23 protein-coding genes are annotated in these 26,668 nt (G+C 65.0%); 17 read left to right on the forward strand and 6 right to left on the reverse strand.

What is annotated here, in order from left to right:
- The first annotated feature begins 50 nt into the window (after positions 1-50).
- From ACNJYB_RS20025 to hflX, 8 genes are all read left to right on the forward strand, one after another.
- A complete protein-coding gene (locus tag ACNJYB_RS20025; protein ID WP_439368003.1) occupies positions 51-1,046 on the forward strand; it encodes an ABC transporter substrate-binding protein in 996 nt (331 codons plus the stop codon).
- A 114-nt stretch (positions 1,047-1,160) separates the two neighbouring features.
- Positions 1,161-2,900, forward strand: coding sequence for a DUF3300 domain-containing protein (locus ACNJYB_RS20030; protein ID WP_439368005.1), 1,740 nt, complete (start codon positions 1,161-1,163; stop codon positions 2,898-2,900).
- Complete coding sequence (locus ACNJYB_RS20035) at positions 2,897-3,817, forward strand: DUF2950 domain-containing protein (protein WP_439368006.1); 921 nt, start codon at positions 2,897-2,899, stop codon at positions 3,815-3,817. The genes ACNJYB_RS20030 and ACNJYB_RS20035 overlap by 4 nt, the downstream gene beginning before the upstream one ends.
- Entirely contained in the window at positions 3,801-4,265 is a 465-nt protein-coding gene (locus ACNJYB_RS20040; RefSeq protein ID WP_439368007.1) for a hypothetical protein, read from the forward strand. Before ACNJYB_RS20035 ends, ACNJYB_RS20040 begins: the two co-directional genes overlap by 17 nt.
- A gap of 204 nt (positions 4,266-4,469) precedes the next feature.
- Positions 4,470-6,878, forward strand: coding sequence for an ATP-binding protein (locus ACNJYB_RS20045; RefSeq protein ID WP_439368008.1), 2,409 nt, complete (start codon positions 4,470-4,472; stop codon positions 6,876-6,878).
- Between the two features lie 17 nt (positions 6,879-6,895).
- Entirely contained in the window at positions 6,896-8,266 is a 1,371-nt protein-coding gene (ntrX, locus tag ACNJYB_RS20050) for a nitrogen assimilation response regulator NtrX (protein WP_211401803.1), read from the forward strand.
- Positions 8,267-8,566: 300 nt separating this feature from the next.
- Positions 8,567-8,815 (forward strand): RNA chaperone Hfq, encoded by a 249-nt coding sequence (gene hfq / locus ACNJYB_RS20055; protein WP_007591126.1) that lies wholly within the window; start codon positions 8,567-8,569, stop codon positions 8,813-8,815.
- A gap of 11 nt (positions 8,816-8,826) precedes the next feature.
- Entirely contained in the window at positions 8,827-10,206 is a 1,380-nt protein-coding gene (gene hflX / locus ACNJYB_RS20060; RefSeq protein ID WP_439368009.1) for a GTPase HflX, read from the forward strand.
- 151 nt (positions 10,207-10,357) lie between these two features.
- On the opposite strand, the gene mazG is transcribed toward hflX, so the two are convergent.
- Positions 10,358-11,218 carry a nucleoside triphosphate pyrophosphohydrolase gene (gene mazG, locus ACNJYB_RS20065; protein ID WP_439368010.1) on the reverse strand — a complete coding sequence of 287 codons (861 nt, stop codon included), beginning with the start codon at positions 11,216-11,218 and terminating at the stop codon, positions 10,358-10,360.
- A 125-nt stretch (positions 11,219-11,343) separates the two neighbouring features.
- On the opposite strand from mazG, the gene queC reads away from it, so the two are divergent.
- On the forward strand, positions 11,344-12,057 hold the full coding sequence (queC, locus tag ACNJYB_RS20070) for a 7-cyano-7-deazaguanine synthase QueC (RefSeq protein ID WP_439368011.1): 714 nt from the start codon (positions 11,344-11,346) through the stop codon (positions 12,055-12,057).
- 108 nt (positions 12,058-12,165) lie between these two features.
- Here the strand turns inward: queC and ACNJYB_RS20075 are convergent, their stop codons facing one another.
- The 3 genes from ACNJYB_RS20075 to nthA are packed head-to-tail and all read right to left on the reverse strand — an operon-like array spanning position 12,166 to position 13,825.
- Entirely contained in the window at positions 12,166-12,543 is a 378-nt protein-coding gene (locus ACNJYB_RS20075; RefSeq protein ID WP_439375600.1) for a nitrile hydratase accessory protein, read from the reverse strand.
- The gene (gene nthB, locus ACNJYB_RS20080; protein WP_439368013.1) at positions 12,543-13,202 is read right to left on the reverse strand and encodes a nitrile hydratase subunit beta; all 660 of its coding nucleotides are present in this window, start codon (positions 13,200-13,202) and stop codon (positions 12,543-12,545) included. Before nthB ends, ACNJYB_RS20075 begins: the two co-directional genes overlap by 1 nt.
- Positions 13,199-13,825, reverse strand: coding sequence for a nitrile hydratase subunit alpha (nthA, locus tag ACNJYB_RS20085; protein ID WP_439368015.1), 627 nt, complete (start codon positions 13,823-13,825; stop codon positions 13,199-13,201). Before nthA ends, nthB begins: the two co-directional genes overlap by 4 nt.
- Positions 13,826-13,983: 158 nt before the next feature.
- Between nthA and ACNJYB_RS20090 the strand changes: the two genes are divergently transcribed.
- The 5 genes from ACNJYB_RS20090 to ACNJYB_RS20110 all read left to right on the forward strand — a co-directional run bounded on the left by ACNJYB_RS20090 (position 13,984) and on the right by ACNJYB_RS20110 (position 18,683).
- Positions 13,984-14,433, forward strand: a complete 450-nt coding sequence (locus tag ACNJYB_RS20090) for a hypothetical protein (protein WP_439368016.1) — start codon at positions 13,984-13,986, stop codon at positions 14,431-14,433.
- Positions 14,382-15,854, forward strand: a complete 1,473-nt coding sequence (locus ACNJYB_RS20095) for a DASS family sodium-coupled anion symporter (protein WP_439368017.1) — start codon at positions 14,382-14,384, stop codon at positions 15,852-15,854. The genes ACNJYB_RS20090 and ACNJYB_RS20095 overlap by 52 nt, the downstream gene beginning before the upstream one ends.
- Positions 15,855-16,100: 246 nt before the next feature.
- Positions 16,101-17,225, forward strand: a complete 1,125-nt coding sequence (locus ACNJYB_RS20100; RefSeq protein WP_439368018.1) for a methionine ABC transporter ATP-binding protein — start codon at positions 16,101-16,103, stop codon at positions 17,223-17,225.
- On the forward strand, positions 17,215-17,880 hold the full coding sequence (locus tag ACNJYB_RS20105) for a methionine ABC transporter permease (protein ID WP_439368019.1): 666 nt from the start codon (positions 17,215-17,217) through the stop codon (positions 17,878-17,880). Before ACNJYB_RS20100 ends, ACNJYB_RS20105 begins: the two co-directional genes overlap by 11 nt.
- A gap of 29 nt (positions 17,881-17,909) precedes the next feature.
- Positions 17,910-18,683 carry a MetQ/NlpA family ABC transporter substrate-binding protein gene (locus ACNJYB_RS20110; RefSeq protein WP_439368020.1) on the forward strand — a complete coding sequence of 258 codons (774 nt, stop codon included), beginning with the start codon at positions 17,910-17,912 and terminating at the stop codon, positions 18,681-18,683.
- A 570-nt stretch (positions 18,684-19,253) separates the two neighbouring features.
- Here the strand turns inward: ACNJYB_RS20110 and ACNJYB_RS20115 are convergent.
- The gene (locus ACNJYB_RS20115; protein WP_439368021.1) at positions 19,254-20,663 is read right to left on the reverse strand and encodes an ISNCY family transposase; all 1,410 of its coding nucleotides are present in this window, start codon (positions 20,661-20,663) and stop codon (positions 19,254-19,256) included.
- Positions 20,664-21,077: 414 nt separating this feature from the next.
- Here ACNJYB_RS20115 and ACNJYB_RS20120 point away from each other — a divergent pair, with 414 nt between their 5' ends.
- From ACNJYB_RS20120 to ACNJYB_RS20130, 3 genes are read left to right on the forward strand one after another with little or no spacing between them, the layout of a single operon-like run.
- Positions 21,078-22,109, forward strand: a complete 1,032-nt coding sequence (locus ACNJYB_RS20120; protein ID WP_439368022.1) for a TRAP transporter substrate-binding protein — start codon at positions 21,078-21,080, stop codon at positions 22,107-22,109.
- 15 nt (positions 22,110-22,124) lie between these two features.
- On the forward strand, positions 22,125-24,014 hold the full coding sequence (locus tag ACNJYB_RS20125) for a TRAP transporter large permease (RefSeq protein ID WP_439368023.1): 1,890 nt from the start codon (positions 22,125-22,127) through the stop codon (positions 24,012-24,014).
- Between the two features lie 20 nt (positions 24,015-24,034).
- A complete protein-coding gene (locus ACNJYB_RS20130) occupies positions 24,035-25,684 on the forward strand; it encodes an acyl-CoA synthetase (RefSeq protein ID WP_439368024.1) in 1,650 nt (549 codons plus the stop codon).
- A gap of 186 nt (positions 25,685-25,870) precedes the next feature.
- Here the strand turns inward: ACNJYB_RS20130 and ACNJYB_RS20135 are convergent, their stop codons facing one another.
- Positions 25,871-26,668 carry an MBL fold metallo-hydrolase gene (locus tag ACNJYB_RS20135; RefSeq protein WP_439368025.1) on the reverse strand — a complete coding sequence of 266 codons (798 nt, stop codon included), beginning with the start codon at positions 26,666-26,668 and terminating at the stop codon, positions 25,871-25,873.

Raw genomic sequence — 26,668 nt, forward strand, 5'->3', positions numbered from 1 at the left:
GTTTCGTCACGGCCGGGCTGGACGCGGGCAATTGGGGTGGTGGTTTGATCATGAGACGCCGCGAGTTGATGGCTCTGCTTGGCGCTGCGGCTGTGTTTCCGGTCGCCGCGCGAGCGCAGGAGAGGGCCCCCTGGCAGTCGATGCCTTCGGTGGGCGTGTTGACCGGCAATGTTGCGGGCGATCCCGGAGCCCAGATGCGGGTCGATGCGTTCCAGCAGGGGCTGGCCGATCGCGGCTGGATCGCCAACCAGAACTATCGGCTCGAAATACGCTGGCCGGGTCCCAATCCGGCACGGCAGAAACTGGAGGCGCTCGAGCTCGTCGCGACCATGCCGGACGTCCTGTTCGCGACCAGCACGGGCACGACCCGGGCATTGCGCGATGCCACCCAGCGAATTCCGATCGTCTTCGTCGGGCTCTCTGATCCGGTCGGGACCGGTCTGGTTGCCAATCTGGCGCGACCGACCGGAAATCTGACCGGCTTCTCACTCTACGAGCACTCGATGAGCGGGAAGTGGCTCAGCCTGCTCAAGGACATGGTGCCGGGCATGACTCACGCCGCGGTTCTGTTCAATCCGGACTCGGCACCTTATGCGCCATTCTACATCGATGCCGCGCACCAGATGGAAGGCCGTCTCGGCATGAAGATCACCGGTGCGAGCGTTCGAAGCGGAGCCGACATCGCGGGGGTGATCGAGGCGGCGGCGCGCAATGGAGCCGGCCTTGTCGTGTTGCCGGACGGCGGCTTCTTCAGCGCACAGAGCGCGATGACGATTCCCTTGCTGGCACAGCGCCGCGTGCCGGCCATTTTCGCTGTCCGCTTCTACGCCGCCAATGGCGGCCTGATGTCATATGGTGCCGATCTGACCCAGCAGTTTCGCGATGGTGCCGGCTATGTCGATCGCATCATGCGAGGCGCGGACATCCGCACGCTTCCGGTGCAATTCGCCAGCAAGTTCGAGCTCGTCATCAACATGAAAGCCGCCAATGCGCTTGGGTTGACGGTACCGAGCCGGCTGCTGATGGAGGCCGAGCTGATCGAGTGAAGCATTCGCTCTCGCGTTGCAACAGAAACGGCCGCTTCCGTTTCGTTGATCTCGATCAACGAGCGCCCATGCCGCGGCCCCGATCTTCGGTCGGAAAGTTGGATGGAGGTTGGAATGTCTCGCTGCCGCAGGACCCTGATGGCAATTGCGCTGATGCTGGCGATGCCGGTCGCGGCAATTGCGCAGACGGCCGACAAGCCGGCGACGCCGAGCACGCAGGCGCAGCCTGCAACCGCGCAAGCACCGGCTGCCGAGCTGTTGAAGCCGGAACAGCTCGAAGCCCTGGTTGCACCGATCGCGCTCTATCCCGACGAACTGCTCGCCAACGTCTTGGCCGCTTCCACCTATCCGCTCGAAGTGGTACAGGCCGACCGCTGGCTGAAGGAACGCAAGACGCTGAAGGGCGATGCGCTGAAGACCGAGGTCGACAAGCAGGGCTGGGACGACAGCGTCAAGGCGCTCGCGAGCACAGCCGAAGTTCTTTCCATGATGAGCGACAAGCTCGACTGGACCCAGAAGCTGGGCGACGCCTTTCTCGCCCAGCAGCCCGACGTGATGGACGCGATCCAGCGTCTGCGCAACAAGGCCTATGACAACAAGAAGCTGGTCACCACCAAGCAGCAGAAGGTCAGCGTCCAGTCGCAGGAAGGCAAGCAGGTCGTCGTCATCCAGCAGGCCAATCCTGCGGAGATGTACGTGCCGTATTACGACCCGGCGACGGTCTACGGCACCTGGCCGTACGCGGAGTATCCGCCGTATTACTGGGGCTATCCCTCCTATATCGGCGCGGGCATGGTTGCCGCCGGGCTCGCCTTCGGCACGGCCTGGGCGATCGGACGCTGGGGCAATTACTGGGGCGGCGGCTGCAACTGGGGCAACCGCAACGTCTACGTCAACCATCGCACCACCAACATCGGCAACGGCTGGCAGCACAATCCGGCCCATCGCCAGGGCGTGCGCTACAACAACACCAATGTTCAGCAGCGCTTCGGCAACAACAATCTGAAGGCCGGCGTATCGGACCGGATGGATTTCCGCGGCCGCGACGGCAACCAGGTGCTGCGTCCGAACCAAGGCGCTGGAGACCGCGCCGGCGATCGTGCAGGTGATCGTGCAGGTGATCGTGGCGATCGCGCAGGTGATCGCGGTGATCGTGGCGGCCCCGGTGATCGCGCCGGCAATCGCGGCGATCGTCCGGGTGCCGGGGATCGCCCCAGTGCAGGGACGCGCGACCGGCCGGGCGGCGGCGATCGTGCCGGTGCCGGTGACCGCGCCAAGGGCGGCGGAGATCGCGCCAAGGGTGGCGGAGATCGTGCAAAGGCTGCGAACCGTGCCGGTGGCGGCGCGGGCAACCGTGGCGGCGGTGGCAATCGCGGCGGCGCGATGAACGTCTCCTCCGGCCGGGCGGCGGCCGCGGCATCAGCGCGGGGACGGGCCAGTATGGCCAGCATGCCGCGCGGCGGTGGCGGACCGAGCTTTGCAGGTCGCGGTGGCGGTGGCGGAATGGCGATGCGTGGTGGTGGAGGCGGCGGCTTCCGCGGAGGAGGCGGAGGAGGTGGTTTCCGCGGCGGCGGTGGCGGTGGCCGGCGCTCGGATATCGCACTGAAGCACGACATCACGCTGCTCGGCCATCTCGGCAACGGCCTCGGCTATTACCGCTTCAGCTATATCGGCAGCGACAAGGCCTATGTCGGCGTCATGGCGCAGGAGGTCGAATACGTGATGCCCGATGCGGTGACCCGTGGCAGCGACGGCTATCTGCGCGTCCACTATGAAAAGCTTGGTCTGAAATTCCGCACCTACAGCGATTGGCTCGCCGCTGGCGCGAAGATTCCTGCGGAGGCCGCGCCATGATCGGCCTGATGTCGCTTTATCGCGCGGTACTGCCGGGCATCATGGCGCTGGCGCTTCTGGGATCAGTGTCACAGGCGCAGGAATCCTACAAGACGCCGGAGGACGCGGCCGCCGCACTCGCTGCTGCAGCCAAGAGCGGTCCGCGCGACCTCTTGAAGGTGCTGGGCAGGGCGGCGGACGACATCGTCTCGTCCGGCGACGAGGTCGCCGACGCCGACATCCGCGCGCGGTTCGTCTCGATGTACGACGCCAGGCATGCGATCAAGGCCGAGGGCAACAAGAAGGCCACGCTGCTGCTCGGGCCCGACGACTTCCCGTTCCCGATTCCGCTGGTCAACACCAGGAACGGCTGGGAGTTCGATACCGACGAAGGCCGCATCGAGGTGCTTCGCCGCCGCATCGGCCGCAACGAGCTCGACGCGATCCAGACCGCGCTCGCCTATGTCGACGCGCAGAACGAATATGCCGGGAAGGATCGCGGCGAGGGTGCGGGCGTCTACGCACAGCGCTTCGTCTCCACGGCCGGCAAGAAGGACGGCCTGTTCTGGCGCGACGACAACGACCCGAGCCCGCTCGGCGCCCTGGTCGCGGAGGCTTCGGCGGAGGGCTACAAGCAAGGTGCAGGCGACGAGCCGGCGCCCTATCACGGTTACTACTTCCACATTCTGAAGGGCCAGGGGCCCAACGCGCCCGGCGGAGCGCTCAACTATGTCGTCAAGGGCAAGATGATCGGCGGCTTCGCGCTGATCGCATGGCCCGCGGAATACGGCAATTCCGGCGTGATGACCTTTCTGGTCAACCATGACGGCACCGTCTACCAGAAGGATCTCGGCACGCGGACCAGCTTCATCGCGCGGCGCACGACGCAGTTCGATCCCGACCAGACGTGGAAGAAGGTCGATGCCGAGAAGCCCTAGACTGAAAGGCGTCCTGCGCGCCGTCGCAACCGGCCTCGTGGCGCTGGTGCTCGTCCTGCTCGCGATGCCCGCGACGCCATCCTTCGCACAAGCGACCGGGCAAGTCCGCGTCAAGTTCGTCAAGGCCGGCCTTCTGGTCGGCGGCGGCGCAGGCCGCGGCGTGTTGAGCTATCGCGGCCGGACATATCCGTTCACCGTCGGCGGCCTGAGCCTGGGCATCACCGCTGGGGCGACCGTCGGCCGGTTCGAGGGACGAGCGTCGGGAATCCGCGACGTCGCCGACTTTGCCGGGACATACAGTTCCGTCGGCGGCGGCTTCGCTTTGGTCGGCGGCATCAATGGCGTTCAGCTGCGCAACGAAAAGGGCGTGACCCTCGTCCTGCAGGGTCCAAAGGCGGGCCTGGAGCTCGCGGCCAACCTCAGCCAGATCACGATTTCACTGAAGTGAGAAGGCCGCGGAGCTTCGCCGAGCAGCCGGCGGCCATCGAATCCCGTCGTCCTCGAATTGGTAAATCGTGGCCAAAAGAAGAAGTTGAATTCCGTAAACTACTGAGATCACGTGCTAATTGACACTGTAGTGTCTCGGCAACAATGTGGTACGAATACATCAGTCTCCGCCCGCCGCGGACCCGTTTTCAGCACCATTGTCGGAATGACCAGCGCAGATACCTCGGCCGCATCCTTTGACACGGCCCCAGCCGAAGAGCCGCGGCGCTGGTCGCCGCGACGCTGGCTGGCGCCCTTTGCCGTGGCGCTGGCGCTGCTGTCGGGCCTTTTGACCTTCCTGGTCCTGACCGGCCTGACGCGGATCGATCCGACGCCGGAGGTGGTCCGCTCGTTCTACCTGATCAATGCCGGCACGATCCTGCTGCTGGTCGGGATCATCACCCGCGAGCTCTGGCAGCTGATCCTGGCGCGGCGGCGGGGCAGGGCGGCGGCGCGCCTGCATGTCCAGATCGTCAGCCTGTTCTCGATCGTTGCGCTGCTGCCGGCGGTGCTGGTCTCCGTGGTCGCAAACGTCACCCTCGAGCGCGGCCTCGACCGGCTGTTCTCCGGGCCGACCAAGGAGGTCATCCAGAACTCGCTGAACATCGCGCGCGCCTACATGCAGGACCATGCGCAGCTGATCCGCGGCGACATTCTCGGCATGGCCAACGACATCGCCCACGCAAGGCCGCTCTACGACCAGGACCGCCGCTCGTTTCGCGAGATGCTGACTGCCAGCGCCAGCTCCCGCAATTTGCCGGGCGCGATGATCATCGACAAGAACACCAACATCCTGGAATCCGCCGACACCGGCATGCGGCTGGCCTATTCGCCGCCGGCGCCGGACTTCCTCAGCAACGTCAACGAGAACGAGCCCGAGATCGCGGTGCTGCCGGATGCGAGCTACGTCGCCGCGGTGATCCGCCTGCGCGCCTTCAACGACACGTTCCTGTACGTCGCGCGGCCGCTTGATCCCAACGTGGTCAACCAACTCAAGCAGACCGAGGTCAGCGTCGCCGAATATGCCCAGATCGAGTCGCGGCGGCTCGGCATCCAGGTCGCCTTCGCGCTGATGTTCGCGGTGATCGCGCTGACCATCCTGATGGCCTCGGTGCTGATCGGGCTGAACTTCGCCAACTCGCTGGTGGCGCCGATCCGGCGCCTGATGAACGCGGCCCATACGGTGTCGACCGGCGATCTCCATGTGAAGGTGCCGGTACACCAGTCGGAAGGCGATCTCGCCCAGCTGGGCGAGACCTTCAACAAGATGACGCAGGAATTGCGCAGCCAGCGCGACGAGCTCGTCAACGCCAGCGACCTCATCGACAGCCGCCGCCGCTTCATCGAGGCCGTGCTGTCCTCGGCGAGCGCCGGCATCATCGGCGTCGATACCTCGGGCAGTGTCGGCATCCTCAATCGCTCCGCCGAGAAGCTGATCGGGCACTCCGAAGCCGAGACGCTCGGCCATCCGCTCTCGGACGTTCTGCCCGAGCTCGACGAGATGATGAAGACGGCGCGGGAAGGAACCCAGCGCCTGGTGCAGGGCCAGATCACGATCACCCGCGACGGCACCGAGCGCAACCTGTCGGTCCGCGTCAGCGCCGAGAAGAACCAGCCGCACGACAGCTACATCATCACGCTCGACGACATCACCGAGCTGGTCTCGGCCCAGCGTACCTCGGCCTGGGGCGACGTGGCGCGCCGCATCGCTCACGAGATCAAGAATCCGCTGACGCCGATTCAGCTCTCCGCCGAGCGCATCCGCCGCAAGTTCGGCAAGGACATCACCGAGGCCAAGGACAAGCAGATCTTCGACCAGTGCACCGACACCATCGTGCGCCAGGTCGACGACATCAGGCGCATGGTCGACGAGTTCTCGCGCTTTGCGCGGATGCCGAAGCCCGTGATGGAGGGCGAGGATGTCGCCGACACGGTGCGGCAGGCGGTGTTCCTGATGAAGGTCGCCCATCCCGAGCTCGACATCGAAGCCGAGTTCAAGGAGGATCCGCTCCGCGCCCAGTTCGACCGGCGGCTGATCTCGCAGGCGGTCACCAACATCGTCAAGAACGCCACCGAGGCGATCGAGCAGGTCCCGCCGGAGGAGCTCGGCAAAGGCCGCATCGACGTCGTGGTGTCGCGCGAGGGCGATGACGTGCTGATCGACGTGATCGACAACGGCATCGGCCTGCCCAAGGTCGCGCGCTCGCGGTTGCTCGAGCCCTATGTGACCACGCGCGCCAAGGGCACCGGCCTTGGCCTTGCGATCGTCGGCCGCGTGCTGGAAGACCATGGCGGGCGCATCGAGCTGAAGGATGCCGGCGACTTCCGCGAAGGCCAGCGCGGCGCCTGGATGCGCATGCGCTTTGCGGTTTCCGGCCAGGCCAAGAAGGCCGAGGGAACCGAGCAGGCGCCGGCCGCCAAGCAAAGGGCGAAGGACGCGACCGTCCCGGATATCAAGGAAACGCCTGCGGATTCCATCAAGGCGCAGGAAACAAAAGAGCCGGCGGCCGGAACCAAAGAGCCGGACGAGAAGACCAATGATTCAACGAAAATCGAAGCCTCAACAGGCAGCTGACAAGACAGGCGCGACCCATGGCTAGTGAAATTCTGATTGTCGATGACGAAGCCGATATTCGGGATCTCGTCGCGGGCATTCTCGAAGACGAGGGGTTCGTCACACGGACCGCACGCGACAGCGACTCGGCGCTCGCCGAGATCGCCAATCGCAGGCCGCATTTGGTGTTCCTCGACATCTGGCTGCAGGGCTCCAAGCTCGACGGGCTGCAGCTCCTGGAGCAGGTCAAGAAGGACAATGCCGATCTGCCGGTCGTGATGATCTCCGGCCACGGCAACATCGAGACCGCGGTCGCCGCGATCAAGCGCGGCGCCTACGACTTCATCGAGAAGCCGTTCAAGGCCGACCGATTGATCCTGGTCGCCAATCGCGCGCTGGAGAACTCGCGGCTGAAGCGGGAGGTCAAGGAGCTGAAGCAGCTCGCGCCGAGCGCAAGCCAGCTGGTCGGCCGCTCGCCCAGCATGAACCAGTTGCGCCAGACCATCGAACGCGCGGCCAAGGCCAACAGCCGCATCCTGATCGTCGGCCCCGCCGGCGCCGGCAAGGAGCTGACCGCGCGCACGCTGCATGCGGCCTCGGGCCGGGCCGACGGTCCCTTCGTCGTGATCAACGCCGCCGCGATCACGCCCGAGCGCATGGAGCACGAGCTGTTCGGCATCGAGCAGTCCAACGGCGAGCAGCCGCGCAAGCCCGGCGCGCTCGAAGAGGCGCATGGCGGCACGCTCTTCATCGACGAGATCGCGGACATGCCGCGCGAGACCCAGAACAAGATCCTGCGCGTCCTGGTCGAGCAGTCGTTCCAGCGCGTCGGCGGCACCGCCAAGGTGCAGGTCGACGTGCGCATCATCTCCTCGACCGCGCGCAACCTCGAGGAGGAGATCGCGGCCGGGCATTTCCGCGAGGACCTCTACCACCGGCTCTCGGTGGTGCCGATCCGCGTGCCGGCGCTGTCGGAGCGGCGCGAGGACATTCCGGAGCTGATCGATTACTTCATGGAGCAGATCTCGGCTGGCAGCGGCCTGCCCAAGCGCCAGATCGGTCAGGACGCGATGGCGGTGCTGCAATCGCACGTCTGGCCGGGCAATGTGCGCCAACTCCGCAACAACGTTGAACGAGTCATGATTCTGGCCGCCGGCGGCCCGGAGGTGATCATCACCGCCGACATGCTGCCGCAGGACGTCGGCTCGATGGTGCCGGCGATGCCGACCAGCAACAATGGCGAGCACATCATGGGCCTGCCGTTGCGCGAAGCACGCGAAGTGTTCGAGCGCGACTATTTGATCGCACAGATCAGCCGTTTTTCAGGAAATATTTCTCGTACGGCCGAGTTCGTTGGCATGGAACGGTCGGCTCTGCACCGGAAGCTGAAAGCACTCGGCGTCGGTTAAAGCGCTGCGAGCGAGGTGGATACCGGCCCGCATACAGGAGACAAGAGGCCAGCAGCGCGACATCGCGGCGGCCCGCCAGGGTTAAACGAGGAAAACCATCGATTTCCGTAGTTTTTCGGGGCAATAGAGCATGGGCTGCCGCGCGAAGCGGCTTGCCTAATAACCCGACCTGTCTTCTAATCGAACCGCCGTTCCTCCGAGGGGGATCTCATGAGGAGCGGCAACCGGAAGAGGCCCCGAATCTCACAAAGAGGGCCGCATCCGGCGCAATAAAAAGAAACTCAAAGCGAGAAAAAAACAATGGCGGCAGACCGCGCACAAAACCTGCAGGACACCTTCCTTAATCACGTTCGCAAAACCAAGACGCCACTGACGATCTTTCTGGTCAACGGAGTGAAGCTCCAGGGCATCGTGACCTGGTTCGACAATTTCTGTTTGCTGCTCCGTCGCGACGGTCACTCGCAGCTGGTGTACAAGCATGCGATCTCGACCATCATGCCGGGCGCGCCCATCCAGTTGTTCGAAGGCGGCGAGGATCAGCCGGCTTGAGAGTGATCTGATTGGAACCCCGGAATTTCGACGGGGAGGCCGACCGTCCGCGGTCGGCAGGGGCTAAGCAGACGGGGCGGGTGCTTGTCATCGGTCCCTATTTACGAGTGCGCGCGGGAAGTGCCGACGCGCAATCGGAAGGTCATGTCCAACGTGACGCCGAGGCGCGGCTCGATGAAGCCGCAGGCCTCGCGCGCGCGATCGACCTCGTCATTGCCGATGCGATCATCGCGCCGATCAGCCAGATCCGGCCCGCCACCTATATCGGCAAGGGCAAGGTCGAGGAGATCGCCGCGCTGGCCAAGAGCCTCGACGTCGAGCTCGTGGTGATGGATTGCGCGCTGGCGCCGATCCAGCAGCGCAATCTCGAGAAGGAGCTGCACGCCAAGGTGCTCGACCGCACCGGTCTCATCCTGGAAATCTTCGGCCGCCGCGCCAAGACCAAGGAGGGGGCGCTCCAGGTCGAGCTCGCGCATCTCAACTACCAGCGCTCGCGCCTGGTGCGATCCTGGACCCATCTCGAACGCCAGCGCGGCGGTTTCGGATTCATGGGCGGTCCCGGCGAGACCCAGATCGAGGCCGACCGCCGCCTGATCCAGGAACGCATCACCAAGCTCGAGAGCGAGCTGAAGAAGGTGCAGGCCACGCGTCGGCTGCATCGCGCCGGCCGCCAGCGCGTGCCGTACCGCGTCGTGGCGCTGGTCGGCTACACCAACGCCGGCAAATCGACGCTGTTCAACCGGCTGACCCGTGCAGACGTGCAGGCCGCCGACATGCTGTTCGCAACCCTCGACCCCACCTTGCGCGCGCTCAACCTGCCGCATGGCGGCAAGGCGATGCTGTCCGACACCGTCGGCTTCATCTCCAACCTGCCGACGCAGCTCGTCGCCGCCTTCCGCGCCACGCTGGAGGAGGTGCTGGAGGCCGACGTCATCCTGCATGTGCGCGATATCTCGCACGAGGATGCCGAGGCGCAGCAGAGCGACGTCGACGCGGTGCTGCGCCAGCTCGGCATCAATCCCGATGACAGCGGCCGCATCATCGAGGTCTGGAACAAGATCGACCGCTACGACGCCCAGCAGCGCGAAGAGCTCTTGAACATCGCCGCGCGCCGGCCGGAGGACCATCCGGCGATGCTGGTGTCCGCCGTGTCGGGCGAGGGCATCGACGCGCTGCTTGCCGCGATCGAGGAGCGCTTAGCCGCCAAGCGCACCACGCTCGATCTCTCCATCGACGCGTCGGACGGCGCCGGCATCTCCTGGCTGCATCGCAATTCCGAGGTGCTGGCCAAGGAGCTGCACGATGGCCGCTTCGACATGACCGTGCGGGTGGATGAGACCAAGCGGGATATCGTGGTGAACAGGTTCGACGCCGTGCCGCGCGTGGCTTGATCTATGAGTTTAGTCGGCCCGGCGAAGGCCGGGACCCATCCCGCACGATCTGTCGAGATCGCACGGTCTTCGTACCAACCAACACATAACTCCGAGCGTTCGCCAAATTGCCTCCTGTTGGGTCCCGGCCTTCGCCGGGACGACGGCGGAGTTAGCGGCGGGCTCGATTGGTTCTCCCGCCTGTCGCAAGTTGTTGCTCGTCACTCTTTGCCGCATTCCAAAGCGCGTCCATCTCTTCCAGCGAGGCCTGCTCCAGCGTGCGGCCCTGCGCCTGCAGCGCGCGCTCGATGAACGCAAAGCGCCGCTCGAACTTCGCGTTGGTCGCGCGCAACGCGGCTTCCGGATCGGCATCGACATGGCGGGCGAGGTTGACGAGTGCGAACATCAGGTCGCCGGTCTCTTCGGCAATCTCCTGCTTGTCGCTTCGGTCCAATGCCGCCTCGATCTCGTCGACCTCCTCGCGAATCTTGTGCAGCACCGCGCGGGGGTCGTTCCAGTCGAAGCCGACGGTCGAGGCCTTGCGCTGCAGCTCCATCGCGCGCGTCAGCGCCGGCTGGCCGGCCTTGACGCCGGACAGCAGCGACTTATGGGCCGATGTCTCCTCCGGCGGCCGGCGGGCGGCGCGCTCGGCCTTCTCCTCGGCCTTGATGCGGTCCCAGACTTCCTTGACGTGGTGCGGGGCGAGATTGCCGTCCTTGTCGGCGAAGACGTGAGGATGGCGCCGGATCATCTTGCGGGTGATGGCCTCGACCACGTCGCCGAAGGAAAAGGCGTTCTGCTCCTCAGCCATCTGGGCGTGGAACACGACCTGGAGCAGCAGGTCGCCGAGTTCTTCGCGGAGGTCGTCGAGATCGCCGCGGGTGATCGCGTCGACCACCTCATAGGCTTCCTCGATCGTGTAGGGCGCGATGGTCGCAAAATCCTGCTCGAGGTCCCAGGGGCAGCCGGTCACCGGCGTGCGCAGCGCCGCCATGATCTCGATCAGGCGGGAAATGTCGCGGGAAGGGGTCATTGCGGGCCGTTCTCCTGGGTCCAAAGCCTTATGCCAAAAGCGGGCAGCCGTTCCCAGCGGCGTGCGCCGGAACAGGCCGATTTCCACCGATTGGCGGGCGAGGTGCGCAGTGCTAAAGCGCGGCCATGAGTGACGCATTTTCCTCCGAAACCGCACTGGTGCTGTTCTCCGGCGGTCAGGATTCTACCACCTGCCTCGCCTGGGCGCTGAGCCGCTTTGCCCGCGTGGAGACGCTGGGGTTCGAGTACGGCCAGCGCCACGCCATTGAGCTCGCTTGCCGCGACCGCCTGTTCGACGGCATCAAGGGCCTGCGCGCCGATTGGGCCGCAAAGCTCGGCGACAGCCACACGCTGTCCATTCCGACGCTGGCCGCCGTGTCCGAGACGGCACTGACGCGCGACGTTGCCATCGCGATGGGCGCCGATGGCCTGCCCAACACCTTCGTGCCGGGCCGCAACCTCGTGTTCCTGACCTTTGCCGCGGCGCTGGCCTACCGGCGCGGCATCACCCACATCGTCGGCGGCATGTGCGAGACCGACTATTCCGGCTACCCCGATTGCCGCGACGAGACCATCCGCGCCATGCAGGCCGCGCTCTCGCTCGGCATGGCGAGGCCGGTCGAGCTGCATACGCCGCTGATGTGGATCGACAAGGCCGCGACGTGGAAGCTGGCGCATGATCTCGGCGGCGACGGCCTGGTCGACCTCATTCGCGAGCAGTCCCACACCTGCTATCTCGGCGAACGCGGCGCGCAGCATGACTGGGGTTATGGCTGCGGCGAGTGCCCGGCGTGCAGTTTGCGGGCGAAGGGGTGGCGGGAGTTTGTGGCGGGGCGCTGAGGACGCCGCGTCATTGCGAGGAGCCCTTGCGACGAAGCAATCCAGACCGCCGCCGCGGAGGGGTTCTGGATTGCTTCGCTGCGCTCGCAATGACGAACTCAGCGACGGCTAGCCAAAATCTTCCGGCCGCAGCTCGATCGGCTTGCCGTGCGGCGTGCGATCCGCCGCGTGATCCCAGGCGTCGCGGTAGCGGTGCAGCGTTTCCATCGAAGCAACGCCCTTGCGCGCGACGAGGCCTTCCAGCGTGGCAAGCCAGTGCAGATAGTAGGTCTTGCCCGTGTCGGGATCGCCGGCGGCCTGCGCGCGCTTGATCTCGTCGGCGAGCGCCGCGGCCCATTCGGGCCAAGTGAATACGCCGCGCTCGTGCAGCGTCAAGGCCATTGCGAACGCATGCGCCTCCCAGGGCGCGCGAAACACCGGGCCGTCGTCATCGCGGGGAATGCTCGGGATCGCCGCCGTCGCGGCAGCAGCAACCGTGCTGCTCATCATGCCGGATCCAGGTACGGCTCGAACGCGTCGATCGACACTTTCAGCGTCGGATCGCCGTCCTCGCCCCAGAGATCACGTCCCTCGAACACGACGGTGTAGAGCCATTGCGGATCCTCGCCGCGCTCCATCGCCGCCGAGTCAGGAAACACGTGGCAGCCATGGTTGAGCTCGACGACGCCGACGTGGCCGCGGACATAGCGCGGCAGCCGCGTATGCGTCGCCGGATGAATGTTCTTGGCACGCACGCGATCGCCGATGTTGAATTTCGCCGGCGCCGGGGCAGGGCGGGCGAACTTGCCGCGCACCATCACACGCTCGACATTGGAGAGGTCGAACTTGCCGTGCTTGAGCGCCTTGCCGGGCTTCATCGCGTGTCCGGCAGCGACTTCCTCGCGGGTAAGGTAGCCCTTCTCGATCAGCATCTCCTCGAGCCCGAGGAACCATTTCTTGTAGTACGAGCTCGAGAGATACACATGCGGCGGCAGCGTCTCGCGATAGAAACGCGAGGTGTCGATGTTGAAGGCGCCAGCCGCGCCCATGGCGCGCACCATGGCCAGCACGCGCGACTCCCATTCCTCATGAAACATCGGTTCGTTCGGCTCGGGCTCGACCTTGCCGAACCCGTCCATGCCGCCCATGTCGTGCACACCGTTCATGACGGCGCTCCCGGCGTCCTCGGAAAGCCGGTGCCGATCATGGAATCGCGCGTGACGAGCTCGGCGAGTTGCTCCTCGCTCCAGCCTTCGGTGCCCGCGGGGCGCATCGGCAGCACCAGGAAGCGGGTCTCCGCAGTCGAGTCCCAGACCCGGATCTCCATGTCCTTCGGCAGGGTCACGTCGAAATCGGCGAGCACGCCGCGCGGATCCTTCACTGCGCGCGAACGATAGGGCGCAGCCTTGTACCAGACCGGCGGCAGCCCCAACATTTCCCAGGGGTAGCAGGAGCACAGCGTGCACACGACCATGTTGTGCCGCGTCGGTGTGTTCTCGACCACGACGAGATGGTCGCCGACGCGGCTGACGTGACCGAGCGTGCCGATCGCCTTGGAGCCGTCCTCCAGCAACGCCTGCTTGAAGGCCGGATCGGTCCAGGCCTTGGCGACGACGCGTGCCCCGTTATGCGGGCCGATTTTGGTCTCGTAGGCCTGGATGATGGCATCGAGCGCGGCCGGCTCGACATAGCCTTTTTCGGTCAGGATCGTCTCGAGCGCGCGCACGCGCAGCTCGGTCTCCGACAGCTCCGAATGGTCGTGATCGTGGCCGTGATGATGCTCGCTCATGGCGCGAAGATAGTCCCAGAATCCGGGCCTTGTCGAGGCGAAGACCCTGCTGACATCCGGCTATGGGCTTGGCTGGACGAGCCGGAATAACCGCCGCAATTGCGGCTCTTGTCGCAGTTGCGGCACGGGATGCGCGCGCCGCGAATGGCGCCTATGCGGTGGATGCCGCCGACATCTCCGAGGTCGGCTCCTGCAAGGTCGAAAGCTGGATCTCGGCGGCTTCGAACGGCGACTTCTCGGCGGTCGCCAATCCCTCCGGCGTGCGTTACCGGCTAAACGAGATATTCTCCGTCGACGTAATCTACTGCCGCAACATCACCGGCGAGAACGCCAACTGGATCACCATCGGTACCACCATCCGCTTTCCGGTGTCCACGGCAGTGAGCCGGAGCACCGGCGCACCGGGCATTTGTGAGCCTCCGGAAAATCGGGGCGCGGAGCGACAGAACCCGAGTCTGGCCATTGATCGCGCTGCGGACAGTTCGTATACGCCGAACTGCGACAAGAACGGCCCGCCAACGGGCGCACGATGTGACGGCAATCGAGGGGAGGGCTTATGGCCGCTAGTTCACAGGCGCCTGAAGCAAAAGGGTTTCGCTGGAAGCTGATCGCGCCGCTCGTGGTGTGGCTGGCGATCTATCTGTGGCCCGTGCCGTCGGGGCTCAACGTCAATCAGTGGCACTATTTTGCCGTTTTCGCGGCCGTCATCACCGGGCTCATCCTGGAATCGATGCCGGTCGGCGCTGTCGGCCTCATTGGCCTGACGGTCGCAGGCGTCGCCGGCTATATCGACCCGGATCCTGGCAAATCGCTGCGCTGGATGCTGGCGGGCTTCGCCGAGAGCACGGTGTGGCTGATCGTCGGCGCCTTCGTGTTCTCGATCGGCTACCGCAAGAGCCAGCTCGGCCGGCGCATCGCGCTGGTGCTGGTGCAGCGGCTCGGCCGCAACACGCTCGGCCTCGGCTATGCGGTCGCCATGTCGGATTTCCTGCTGGCGCCGGCAACGCCCTCAAATACGGCGCGCAGCGGCGGCATCGTCTATCCCATCATCAGCAACATTCCGCGCATCTACGGCTCGGAGCCCGGACCGACCGCCGGCAAGATCGGCACCTATGTGATGTGGACGGCTTTCGCCGCGACCGCGATCACCAGCTCGCTGTTCTTCACCGCGCTGGCGCCCAACGCGGCGGCGCTGGCGATCGCCAAGAAGACCGTCGGGGTCGAGGTGAGCTGGGGGCAATGGTTCATCGGCTTCGCGCCGCTCGGCATCCTGCTGATGGTGCTGGTGCCGCTGCTCAGCTACGTCGTGTGCCGCCCGGAGGTGAAGCGCAGTCCGGAGATCTCCGAATGGGCGGCGAAGGAATTGTCGGCCATGGGGCCGATGTCACGCAACGAATGGATCATGCTGGTGCTGATCGTGCTCGCGATGTTCCTGTGGATCGCGGGATCGAGCCCCGACATCCGCGTGCCCGTGCTCGGCTCGAACTTCGTCAACGCCACCACCGTCGTGTTCATCGTGATCTCCCTGATGCTCGTCACCGGCGTGATCGAATTCGCCGACATCGTCAGCGAGAAGAGCGCCTGGGAGGTGTTCTTCTATTTCACCTCGCTGCTGACGCTGGCCTCCGGCCTCAACGAGATCGGCTTCATCAAATGGTTCGCGACCGAATACGCAAAACCGCTCGCGGGGCTGCCGCCCTCGACCGCGATGCTCCTGCTGGTCGCGCTGTTCTTCTGGATCCACTATTTCTTCTCGAGCATCACCTCGCACGCCGCTGCCGTGCTGCCGGTGGTGCTGGCGGTCGGCTCCGGCATCGCCGACCTGCCGGTCACGACGCTGGCCATGCTCTGCATGTATTCGCTCGGCCTGATGGGCGTGATCTCGCCTTATGCAACCGGACCGGCGCCGATGTATTTCGGCAGCGGCTATATCGGAAAGGGCCAGTTCTGGGGATTTGGGCTGATCTTCGGGCTGCTCTATTTCGCAGGGCTCTTGCTGATCGTGCTGCCCTGGCTGAGGGTCTCCTGAGCCGGGCGCGAGGCCGATACCCCCGCGGAGGAATATTCTTCTCCGGGGAAGGAATGGGAAATCTTCGTCCAACTCCTGCCAAATATCTGAAATTGCAAGAAAGACCGGAAAAGGCGATGGTGCCTGCTGCGGTGCAGCGCGTTCCTTCGGGGCCTCACCGCTGCTCCCCGTCGCTCGATGCGACCTGGTTCCCATGCGCCCCCCGGGGCGCGGGAACGCGAACTATTGTGCATGAAGGCCTCCTCCATGAACGCCCACCAATCGCTCGCGACCGGACAACCGATCGAAACGCTTGAACCGATCTCACCCGCTGCAGTCGAGCCGGGCGCGATGGTCCATTTCGAAGGCATCTCCAAGACCTACCCGGCCTATCGCGGCAAGCCCGGCGTCAACGCGCTCGAGAATATCGACTTCGCGATTCCCCGTGGTTCCATCACCGGCGTGATCGGCCGATCCGGCGCCGGCAAGTCCAGCCTGGTGCGCCTGATCAACGGGCTGGAGAAGCCGACCACGGGCCGCGTCATCGTCGACGACAGGGACATCTCGGCGCTCGCCGGCCGCGAGCTGCGGCTGGCGCAGCGCTCGATCGGCATGATCTTCCAGCACTTCAACCTGCTGTCCTCGCGCACGGCCGCCGACAACATCGCGCTGCCGCTCGAGATTGCCGGCTGGACCAAGGCCGACATCAAGGCCCGTGTGACCGAGCTGCTCGCGCTGGTCGGCATCGCCGACAAGCATGACCGGTATCCTTCGGAACTCTCCGGCGGCCAGAAGCAGCGCGTCGGCATCGCGCGAGCCCTCGCGACGCGGCCGAGCGTGCTGCTGTCGGACGAGGCGACCTCGGCGCTCGATCCGCAGACCACGCGCGCGATCCTCGACCTGCTCGCCAACATCAACAGCGAGCTTGGGGTCACCATCGTGCTGATCACCCACGAAATGTCCGTGGTGCGCCAGCTCGCCAAGGAAGTGGTGGTGCTGGACGCCGGACACGTCGTCGAGAGCGGCCATGTCGCCGACATCTTCACCCATCCCAAGCATCCGATCACGCAGTCCTTCCTCGCCGAAGTGATTGGCGACAGCCTGCCGGTCTCGCTGGCGAGCCGGATCGCTCCGGAGCGACCTGCCGGCGGGCAGGCCGTGATCCGCGTCCAGGTGCGCGGGGCGGGGGCCGGTGACACCGTGGTGGCGCGGCTCGCGCGCGAGCTCGGGCTCGACGTGGCGCTGCTGTCGGCCCGCATCGACGAGATCGGCGGCCAGCATGTCGGCTCGCTCGTTCTCGGTGTACCCGGCGGCGAGGACGCGCAGGCGCGGGTTCTCGCCTGGCTCTCTCAATATCAATTCTCGGCGGAGCATCTCGGCCATGTCGCCTGAACTCATCAACCTCATCATCCAGGCCACGGGCGAGAGCCTGTACATGGTCGGCATCGCCGCGCTGCTCGGCACCGCCTTCGGCCTGCCGCTCGGCGTCTTCCTCGCCACGAGCCGGAAGGGCGAGCTGTTCGCGGCCCCGCTCGTCAATCGCGTGCTCGGCATGGTCGTCAATGCGACGCGGTCGACGCCCTTCATTATCCTCGTCGTGGCCATCATCCCGTTCACCCGGCTCATTGCCGGCACCTCGATCGGCTCGACCGCCGCGATCGTGCCCCTGACCATCGCCTCCGCGCCGTTCATCGCGCGCCTCGTGGAAGCTGCGATCCGCGAGGTCGATGGCGGGCTGATCGAGACCGCGTCCTCGTTCGGGGCTTCGCCAATCCAGATCGTGCTCAAGGTGCTGATCCCCGAGGCGCTGCCGGGCCTCTTGCTGGCGCTGACGCTCGCCGTGGTCAGCCTGCTCGGCTACTCCGCCATGGTCGGCGCGGTCGGCGGCGGCGGCCTCGGCGATCTTGGCATCCGCTACGGCTACCAGCGTTTCATGCCGGAGATGATGCTCGCCGTCGTGGTCGTGCTGATCGCGCTGGTGCAGCTCGTACAGAGCGCGGGCGACTACCTCGCGCGCCGGGTCAACCGCCGGCTGCGGCACCGCTGAACCAAACTTTTTCGAAACTGGAGACTTCAATGCGTTTTCTCGCAACCCTTGCAGCTGCAGCCTTGCTAGCGACCACTGCCCAGGCCGAAACGATCCGCGTCGGCGTCACGGCCGGTCCCCATGCCGAGATCCTCGATGTCGTGAAGAAGGTCGGTGCCGAACGCGGCCTCGACATCAAGGTGGTCGAGTTCACCGACTACGTGATCCCGAACCAGGCGCTGGCGCTGAAGGACCTTGAAGCCAATTCGTTCCAGCACGAGCCATACCTGAAGAACCAGATCTCCAAGACCGGCTGGAAGATCGTCAAGGTCGCCAACACGATCGGCTCGCCGCAGGGCGTCTACTCGCAGAAATACAAGAAGCTCGCCGATCTGCCCGAAGGCGCGCGCGTCGCGATCGCCAACGATCCCTCCAACGGCGCCCGCGGCCTGATGATTTTGGCGCTGCATGGCGCGATCAAGCTGAAGGACCCGAACAACGTCTCCTCGACCATCGCCGACATCACCGACAACCCGAAGAAGCTCCGCTTCGTCGAACTCGATGCAGCCCAGCTTCCGCGCGCGCTGCAGGACGTCGACGTCGTCTCGATCAACAACAATTACGCGGTGCAGGCCGGCCTCAACCCGGCAACCGATGCGATCGCCCGCGAAAACCCCGATGGTCCCTGGGTCAACATCCTGGCCGTCCGCGAAGAGGACAAGGACAAGCCCTGGGTGAAGCCGCTGATCGAGGCCTATCACTCCGAGCCCGTCAAGGCGTTCCTGGAGGCGCGCTTCAAGGGCACGTACCTGCCGACCTGGTAGGGCCGCAGCCGCGTCAGGCCGCCGGCCTGGCGGCGCGAGTTCTCGGAGGGCAGCTCAAACCAGGAGGCCCTCTGAACTCTCGTTCCGGCAGCGGTTGTTCTTAAGCGACGTTGCTCAGTGCCGGGACCCGCCGGAATGCACGCCCAAGCTTTGCTCGACGCTTTGAAGGATGCCCAACGACACGCATCCCGGTTTGGGCTCGGGACTAACGTTGGCCGTCGACAGGCTGCATCAAGCCGCCGGGAGCAGGGTGGTGATCGACCCTCGAGGGCACCTCGACCTGGTCCGACGGACCCTTCCGCTTGGTTCGCCACGCCGCCGGCGGGCCGCCCCAGGACGTGCACCGTCGGGTGACGACGCCACGCACGCCACTGAACGGTGGCCCATTTTCGCGACAAGTTCGCCGGCCGTGTTCCGCACGCGCAGCGCTCGCGCTTGCCGAAAGGAGGGGTGCAGGCTCAGATCCAGCGCGAACGACTCAGATCCAACCCATATCGACACCCAGCGGGGACCGCCATGTCCGTTGTTGCAACCAAGTTGAAATGTCTCTGGCTCCGCAAAGTTGGAATGTCACTCGGCGGCTTCTGACGGAGCCTGGCCCGACGCTGCGGAGACTCCCATATCGCAGCGGCGGCGGGCCAGGCGGGCGGGTTTCTGCGACTTCTCGATCTGAGCGAGGCGGTCGGCGCGGTCCTTCAGGAGACCGCCTTTCTGGCTCGATCGTCTTGGACCGACCAGATCGCCGCGAGGAGGGGGCGCTCCATCCTGCTGTTCCTTGATCCAGGCCAGGACCTCGCCGAGACGCTTGTTCTCGACGATCGCGGCATGGCTGACCCGCTGCAGCTTGTCGAACGCGGAATAGGGCAGTGGCAAGCCTTTCCAGCGCAGTTCAAGTCGGCCGTCGGGGAAGTCGTAGACATCGATCGACTTGCCCGCGAGAGAGGCGGTTGTTGTATTGGGCCGTAGCATCAGCTTCATGCGGTTGTAGTTCACCACAAGCTGGCGCGAAACATGGCGCTGCTCCCGCCAACACAGAATGTCGTCGAGCCAATCGATGCCGCCCATCGGCCGGTGCAGATCACGCTCGCTCGCCGGGGCCTTGGCAAAGCGGCGATTGTAGTCGGCCATGAACGCCGGCAGGAACGTGTTGGCGGCTTCGATGCTCGATATCCCGGCCAACCGCAGCTCCTTCACCAGCCGATCCTGGAGCGTCTGATGTGCTCGCTCCACACGGCCTTTGGCTTGGCTGCTATTGGCGCACAGAATCTCGATATTGAGCTCCGACAGGGCCCGGCCAAACTGCGTCATGCCGTCGCCGCCCGCCGCATCCTCGTTGGAAACCCGAAAGATCGAATGCTTGTCGGAATAGAACGCCACGGGCTTGCCGTGCTGCAGCAGATAGCTCTTCAGCGTCTCAAAATATGCAAACGTGCTCTCGGAGGCGACGAACCGGAGTTCCATCAGGGTGCTGGTAGCGTCATCGATGAATACCAGAAGCGTGCAGGGCGGCGCACGATCCTCGAACCAGCGATGCTCCGAACCGTCGATCTGGATCAACTCGCCGAGGTGCTCGCGGCGATGGCGGGGCTGCTGAAACCGTTTGCGCTCGGCGCGTGGCAGCCAGATCCCGGCCTGCCGCATCCAGCCGCGCAGCGTCTCCCGGGACACATATAACTCGTGTCGTTCGGCCAACTTCTCAGCGGCAAGCGTCGGTCCGAAATCCGGATAATGCTCACGAACCAACGCGATCGCATGGTCGCGCACGGCATCCGGCAGACGGTTGTTTGAAGGTTGGCCGCGCCGTTGGTTGGCGATGGACGGGGCGCCGTCGTGGCGGTAGCGCTTGAGCAGCCGATAGGTCTGCCGGAGTGTGAGGCGCATCAGATCGGCTGCAGCCAAGGGCGTCAACTTGCCGCCATCCAGTCGCGCCAGCACCTCGAGGCGGTTCAGTTCTCGCTTGCTCATCAACACTAAACCCATCGGTTCCGCAGCCCCCAAACTCCGTCACAAGGAGGTCGAAGACTGACATTCCAACTTTGTTCAGTGCTGACATTTTAGCTTTGCGCCTACATCCGTAATTCGCATAAGGTATATTATGGAATATATTTATATACAATTGGATCAAATATTTAGGCGGAATTCCTGACACCACACGTTCGCTCTCGCGCCTTTTCCGACCGCGGCGCTCGACCGTCGTCCCGACCCTTGACGGCTACTGTGCATGGGGTCGTTTTCGTACTTTTCTGTCACGCCCATGTGCCAAAAGCCGATATTGCCGTGACGTTGTCCGGCTGCAATAAGCGAGCTTCACGAGATCGCAGATGACCTTCTGACGTGACGTCCGTATAGGTTTGCATCTCAGAACAAAAACAATCCTTCCGAGGAAGCAGACCCATGGTCTTTTCAACGCGATTTTCCCGACGCACGCTTCTCAAGGCCTCCGCCGCGACCGCGGTCCTGGGCGGCCTCAGTGCGCCCCATGTGGCCCGCGCCGAGAGCGCCGAGTTCACCTACAAATACGCCAACAACCTGCCGGACACCCATCCGCTGAACGTGCGCGCCAAGGAGATGGCGGCGGCGATCAAGAGCGAGACCAACGGCAAGTTCGACCTCCAGATATTCCCGAACAACCAGCTCGGCTCCGACACCGACATGCTGAGCCAGATCCGCTCCGGCGGCGTCGAGTTCTTCACGCTGTCGGGCCTGATCCTGTCGACCCTGGTGCCGGCGGCCTCCATCAACGGCATCGGCTTTGCGTTCCCCGACTACGACATGGTCTGGAAGGCCATGGACGGCGACCTCGGCGCCCATGTCCGCGGCGAGATCAAGAAGGCCGGCCTCGAGGTCATGGACAAGATCTGGGACAACGGCTTCCGCCAGACCACGTCCTCGACCAAGCCGATCACCGGTCCCGACGACCTCAAGGGCTTCAAGATCCGCGTCCCGGTGTCGCCGCTGTGGACCTCGATGTTCAAGGCGTTCGACGCCGCACCCGCCTCGATCAATTTCAGCGAGGTCTATTCGGCGCTCCAGACCAAGATCGTCGAGGGCCAGGAGAACCCGCTGGCGATCATCTCGACCGCCAAACTGTACGAGGTGCAGAAGTACTGCTCGCTGACCAACCACATGTGGGATGGCTTCTGGTTCCTGGCCAACCGCCGCGCCTGGAGCGCGCTGCCGGAGGACGTGCGCACCATCGTCGCCAAGAACATCAATGCCGCGGCCGTCAAGGAGCGCGAAGACACCGCCAAGCTCAATGCCAATCTGCAGCAGGAGCTCGCGGGCAAGGGCCTGACCTTCAACCAGCCCGCCGTCGCGCCGTTCCGCGACAAGCTGCGCTCCGCCGGCTTCTACGCCGAGTGGAAGGGTAAATATGGTGACCAGGCCTGGGACCTCCTGGAGAAGGCCGTCGGCAAGCTCTCATAACGCGTTGGGGCCGTCATGGCTCATGTCGAGGTTCAGGTGACCGAAGTGGCGGGCGAGGCGGCTGTTCAGTCCCCTCGCCGATCCTCTCTGCTGGCCTCGACGGAGCGCCTCCTCGGCCTCCTGGTCGACATTCCGGTGGCCATTCTGGTGGTCGCCGAGATCGTGATCCTGTTCGCCGGCGTGGTCGCGCGCTACGGCCTGCACCGGCCGCTGATCTGGTCGGACGAGCTCGCCTCGATCCTGTTCCTGTGGCTCGCCATGCTGGGCGCGGCGGTCGCGTTCCGCCGCTCCGAGCACATGCGCATGACCGCCGTGGTCGCGAGCGCCGGACCGGCGATGCGGGTCTATCTCGATTTGGTCGCAACCTCTGCGGCGCTGGCGTTCCTGGCGTTGATCGTGTGGCCGTCCTGGGACTACGCCTACGAGGAAAGCTTCATCACCACGCCGGCGCTGCAGATCTCGAACATGTGGCGCGCCGCGGCGCTGCCGGCCGGCATCTGCCTGATGGCGGCGTTCGCGCTGCTGCGGCTGCTGCGGGCCGCCGACTACCGGATGGTGCTTGCGGCCGTGATCTCGGTTGCCGTCGTCGTCGGTCTGTTCTGGCTGGCGCAGCCATATTTGCGGCCGCTCGGCAACCTCAACCTGGTCATCTTCTTCGTCGGCGTGGCCGGTTTCTGCGTCTTTGCCGGCGTTCCCATTGCGTTCGGCTTTGGGCTTGCGATCTTCGGTTATCTGGCGCTGACCACGCGGACGCCCGTGATGGTGCTGGTCGGGCGGATGGACGAGGGCATGAGCCACCTCATCCTGCTCTCGGTGCCGCTGTTCGTGTTCCTGGGGTTGCTGATCGAGATGACCGGCATGGCGCGGGCCATGGTGGCCTTCCTGGCAAGCCTGCTCGGCCATGTCCGCGGCGGCCTGCACTACGTCCTCGTCGGCGCCATGTACCTGGTCTCGGGCATATCAGGCGCCAAGGCTGCCGACATGGCCGCTGTCGCGCCCGTGCTGTTCCCGGAGATGAAGCAGCGCGGCGCCAAGCCCGGCGATCTCGTCGCGCTGCTGGCGGCAACCGGCGCCCAGACCGAAACCATTCCACCCAGCCTCGTGCTGATTACCATCGGCTCGGTCACCGGCGTCTCGATCGCGGCGCTGTTCACCGGCGGCCTGCTGCCCGGCGTCGTGCTCGCCATCACGCTCTGCATGCTGGTGTGGTGGCGTTACCGCCACGAGGACATGAGCCATGTCCGCCGCGCCACGGCATCCGAGATCGGCAAGACCTTCATCATCGCCCTGCCCGCACTCGCGCTGCCCTTCGTGATCCGCTATGCCGTGGTCGAGGGCATCGCGACTGCGACCGAGGTCTCCACTATCGGCATCGTCTACGGCGCCCTGGTCGGCCTGCTCGTCTACCGCCGCTTCGACTGGCGGCGGTTGTTTCCGATGCTGGTCGAGACCGCGGCGCTGTCGGGAGCGATCCTGCTGATCATCGGCACGGCCACCGGCATGGCCTGGGGCCTGACGCAATCCGGCTTCTCGCGCTCGCTGGCGGCCGCCATGACGGGATTGCCGGGCGGGGCGGCGACCTTCATCGCCGTGTCCATCCTGGCATTCACCATCCTGGGCAGCGTGCTCGAGGGCATTCCGGCGATCGTGCTGTTCGGGCCGCTCTTGTTTCCGATCGCCCGCGCTGTCGGCGTGCACGAGGTCCACTATGCCATGGTGATCATTCTCGCCATGGGTATCGGACTATTCGCTCCGCCCTTCGGCGTCGGCTATTATGCCGCCTGCGCCATCGGACGCGTCGATCCGGCCGAAGGCATCAGGCCGATCTGGGGCTATCTGCTGGCGCTGCTCGCGGGATTGATCATCGTTGCGATCTTCCCCTGGATCTCGATCGGATTTCTTTGACGCGTTTGAGGAGGGTGTCGATGAGTGAGCGCCAGAACCCGTACAATATCGGCCTCGACAAGACCCCGGCGAATTACGTGCCGCTGAGTCCGCTCAGCTTCCTGGCGCGCAGCGCAGCGGTCTATCCCGACCACGTCAGCACCGTCTATGAAGGCCGCAGCTTCACCTGGGCGCAGACCTATGAGCGGTGTCGGCGATTTGCATCGTATCTCGCCGGCAAGGGCATCGGCGTCGGCGACACCGTGGCGGCGATGCTGCCGAACATCCCCGCCATGAACGAGGCGCACTTCGCGGTGCCGATGACCGGCGCCGTGCTCAACGCGCTCAACATCCGGCTCGATGCGCCCTCCATCGCCTTCCAGCTCGATCATGGCGGGGCGAAGATCCTCCTGGTCGATCCCGAATTTTCGGGCGTCATCACCGATGCGCTGGCGCGGATGAGCGGGCCCAAGCCGTTCGTGATCGACGTCGACGATGCCGGCTTCAAGGGAGGAATGCGCATCGGCCAGATCGAGTATGAGGCCGCCGTCGCGCAAGGCGATCCCGACTTCGCCGTGATCACGCCGCAGGACGAATGGGACGCGATCGCGCTGAGCTACACCTCGGGCACGACGGGAAATCCCAAGGGCGTCGTCACCCATCATCGCGGCGCGTATCTGAACGCCGTCAGCAACATCCTCGCCGGCAATCTCGGCCAGCACCCTGTCTATCTCTGGACGCTGCCGATGTTTCATTGCAACGGCTGGTGCTTCCCCTGGACCATCGCGGCCGCCGCCGGCGTCAACGTCTGCCTGCGCAAGGTCGAACCAACAAAGATCTTCGAGCTGATCAGGCAGCAAGGCGTCACGCATATGTGCGGTGCGCCGATCGTCTACAACACGCTGATCAACGCGCCCGACGCGCCGAAAGGCAGCGCCGCACGCCGCGTCGTCGGCCTGATCGCCGGCGCCGCACCGCCGGTCGCGGTACTGGAAGGCGCCGAGAGCATCGGCATCAAGCTGACCCACGTCTATGGCCTGACCGAGGTCTACGGCCCCGCTTCCGTCTGCGCCGAGCAGCCCGGCTGGGACAACCTCCCCGCCGCCGAACGCGCGCGCATGAAGCGGCGGCAGGGCGTGCCCTATCCGCTCGAGGAAGCCGTCACCGTCATCAATCCGCAAACGATGCAGGAGGTGCCGCACGACGGCGAGACCGTCGGCGAGGTCATGTTCCGCGGCAACATCGTGATGAAAGGTTACCTGAAGAACGAGAAGGCGACGACGGAAGCCTTCGCGGGCGGCTGGTTTCACACCGGCGATCTCGGCGTGCTCGATGAGCACGGCTACGTCATCATCAAGGACCGCTCCAAGGACATCATCATTTCCGGCGGCGAGAACATTTCGTCAGTCGAGGTCGAGGACGTCCTTTACAAGCACCCGGCCGTGCTTTTCGCAGCCGTCGTGGCCAAGCCCGATCCGAAATGGGGCGAGGTGCCTTGCGCCTTCGTCGAGCTGAAGGACGGAGCCAGCGCGACCGAGGCCGAGATCATCGCCTTCTGCCGTTCGCACATGAGCGGCTTCAAGACGCCGAAGGCGGTCGTGTTCGGACCGATCCCGAAGACGTCCACCGGCAAGATCCAGAAATTCCTGCTGCGCAACGAGGTGGGCTCGGTGAAGGCGATCTCGACCTGAGCTGATTCAATGGACGCATTGAGGCGTTCTTGTCCGGCACGTCCCGGTGATCCGTGGAAGTTACTCCCCTCTCCGACCTTGACTGGTTGCAGGTCTGCAACCGCTCCCTCCAATAGGGCGCCACACGAGGACGCTGCCGATTGGTTCGCGAGGCCGTGCTGCGCTACGCTCGGTGACCCCGCCCCATCAGTGCGTCTCCAGCTGCAGGCCGTCATAGGCGGGCACCACGCCAGCAGGCAGCGATTGCCTGATCACCTCATAATCGACATCGGCGGTCATGTTGGTGATGACCGCGTGCTTCGGCTTGAAGCGCTCGATCCAGGACAGCGCATCATTGATGCTGAAATGGCTGACATGGCTGGTGTAGCGCAGGCCGTCGACGATCCACAGGTCGAGATTTTCCAGCGCGCCCCAGCTCTCGCGCGGGATGTCATTGAGGTCGGGCGTGTAGGCGGCATCCCCGATGCGATAGCCGAGCGCGGGAATGGCGCCGTGCTGTACCAGGAAGGCTGTCATCGTCACGGCGCCGCCCTTCCCCAGAATGGTCTGGCTCTCGCCCGCTTCGATCGAATGCCGGGTCAGGATCGGCGGGTAGTCGCTGCCCTCAGGCGAAATGAAGCAGTAGGAGAACCGCGCCATGATGTCCTTGGCGGTCGACAGGTTGAAATAGGTCGGGATACGGCGGCGCATGTGCATGACGACCGAACGCAGGTCGTCCATGCCGTGGGTCTGGTCCGCGTGCTCGTGGGTCAGGAACACCGCGTCGATGTGGTCGACATTGGTCGAGAGCAGTTGCTCGCGCAGGTCCGGCGAGGTATCGATCACGATCCGCGTGGTGCCGTGCTCGGACTTCCGTTCGACCAGCAGCGAGCAGCGGCGGCGGCGGTTCTTCGGATTGCTGGGGTCGCAGGCGCCCCAACCGAGGGCCGGGCGCGGCACGCCGGCGGAAGAGCCACAGCCCAGGATCGTCAGCGTCAGCGTCAT

This window comes from Bradyrhizobium sp. SMVTL-02 (assembly GCF_051853005.1).
Classification (GTDB): domain Bacteria; phylum Pseudomonadota; class Alphaproteobacteria; order Rhizobiales; family Xanthobacteraceae; genus Bradyrhizobium.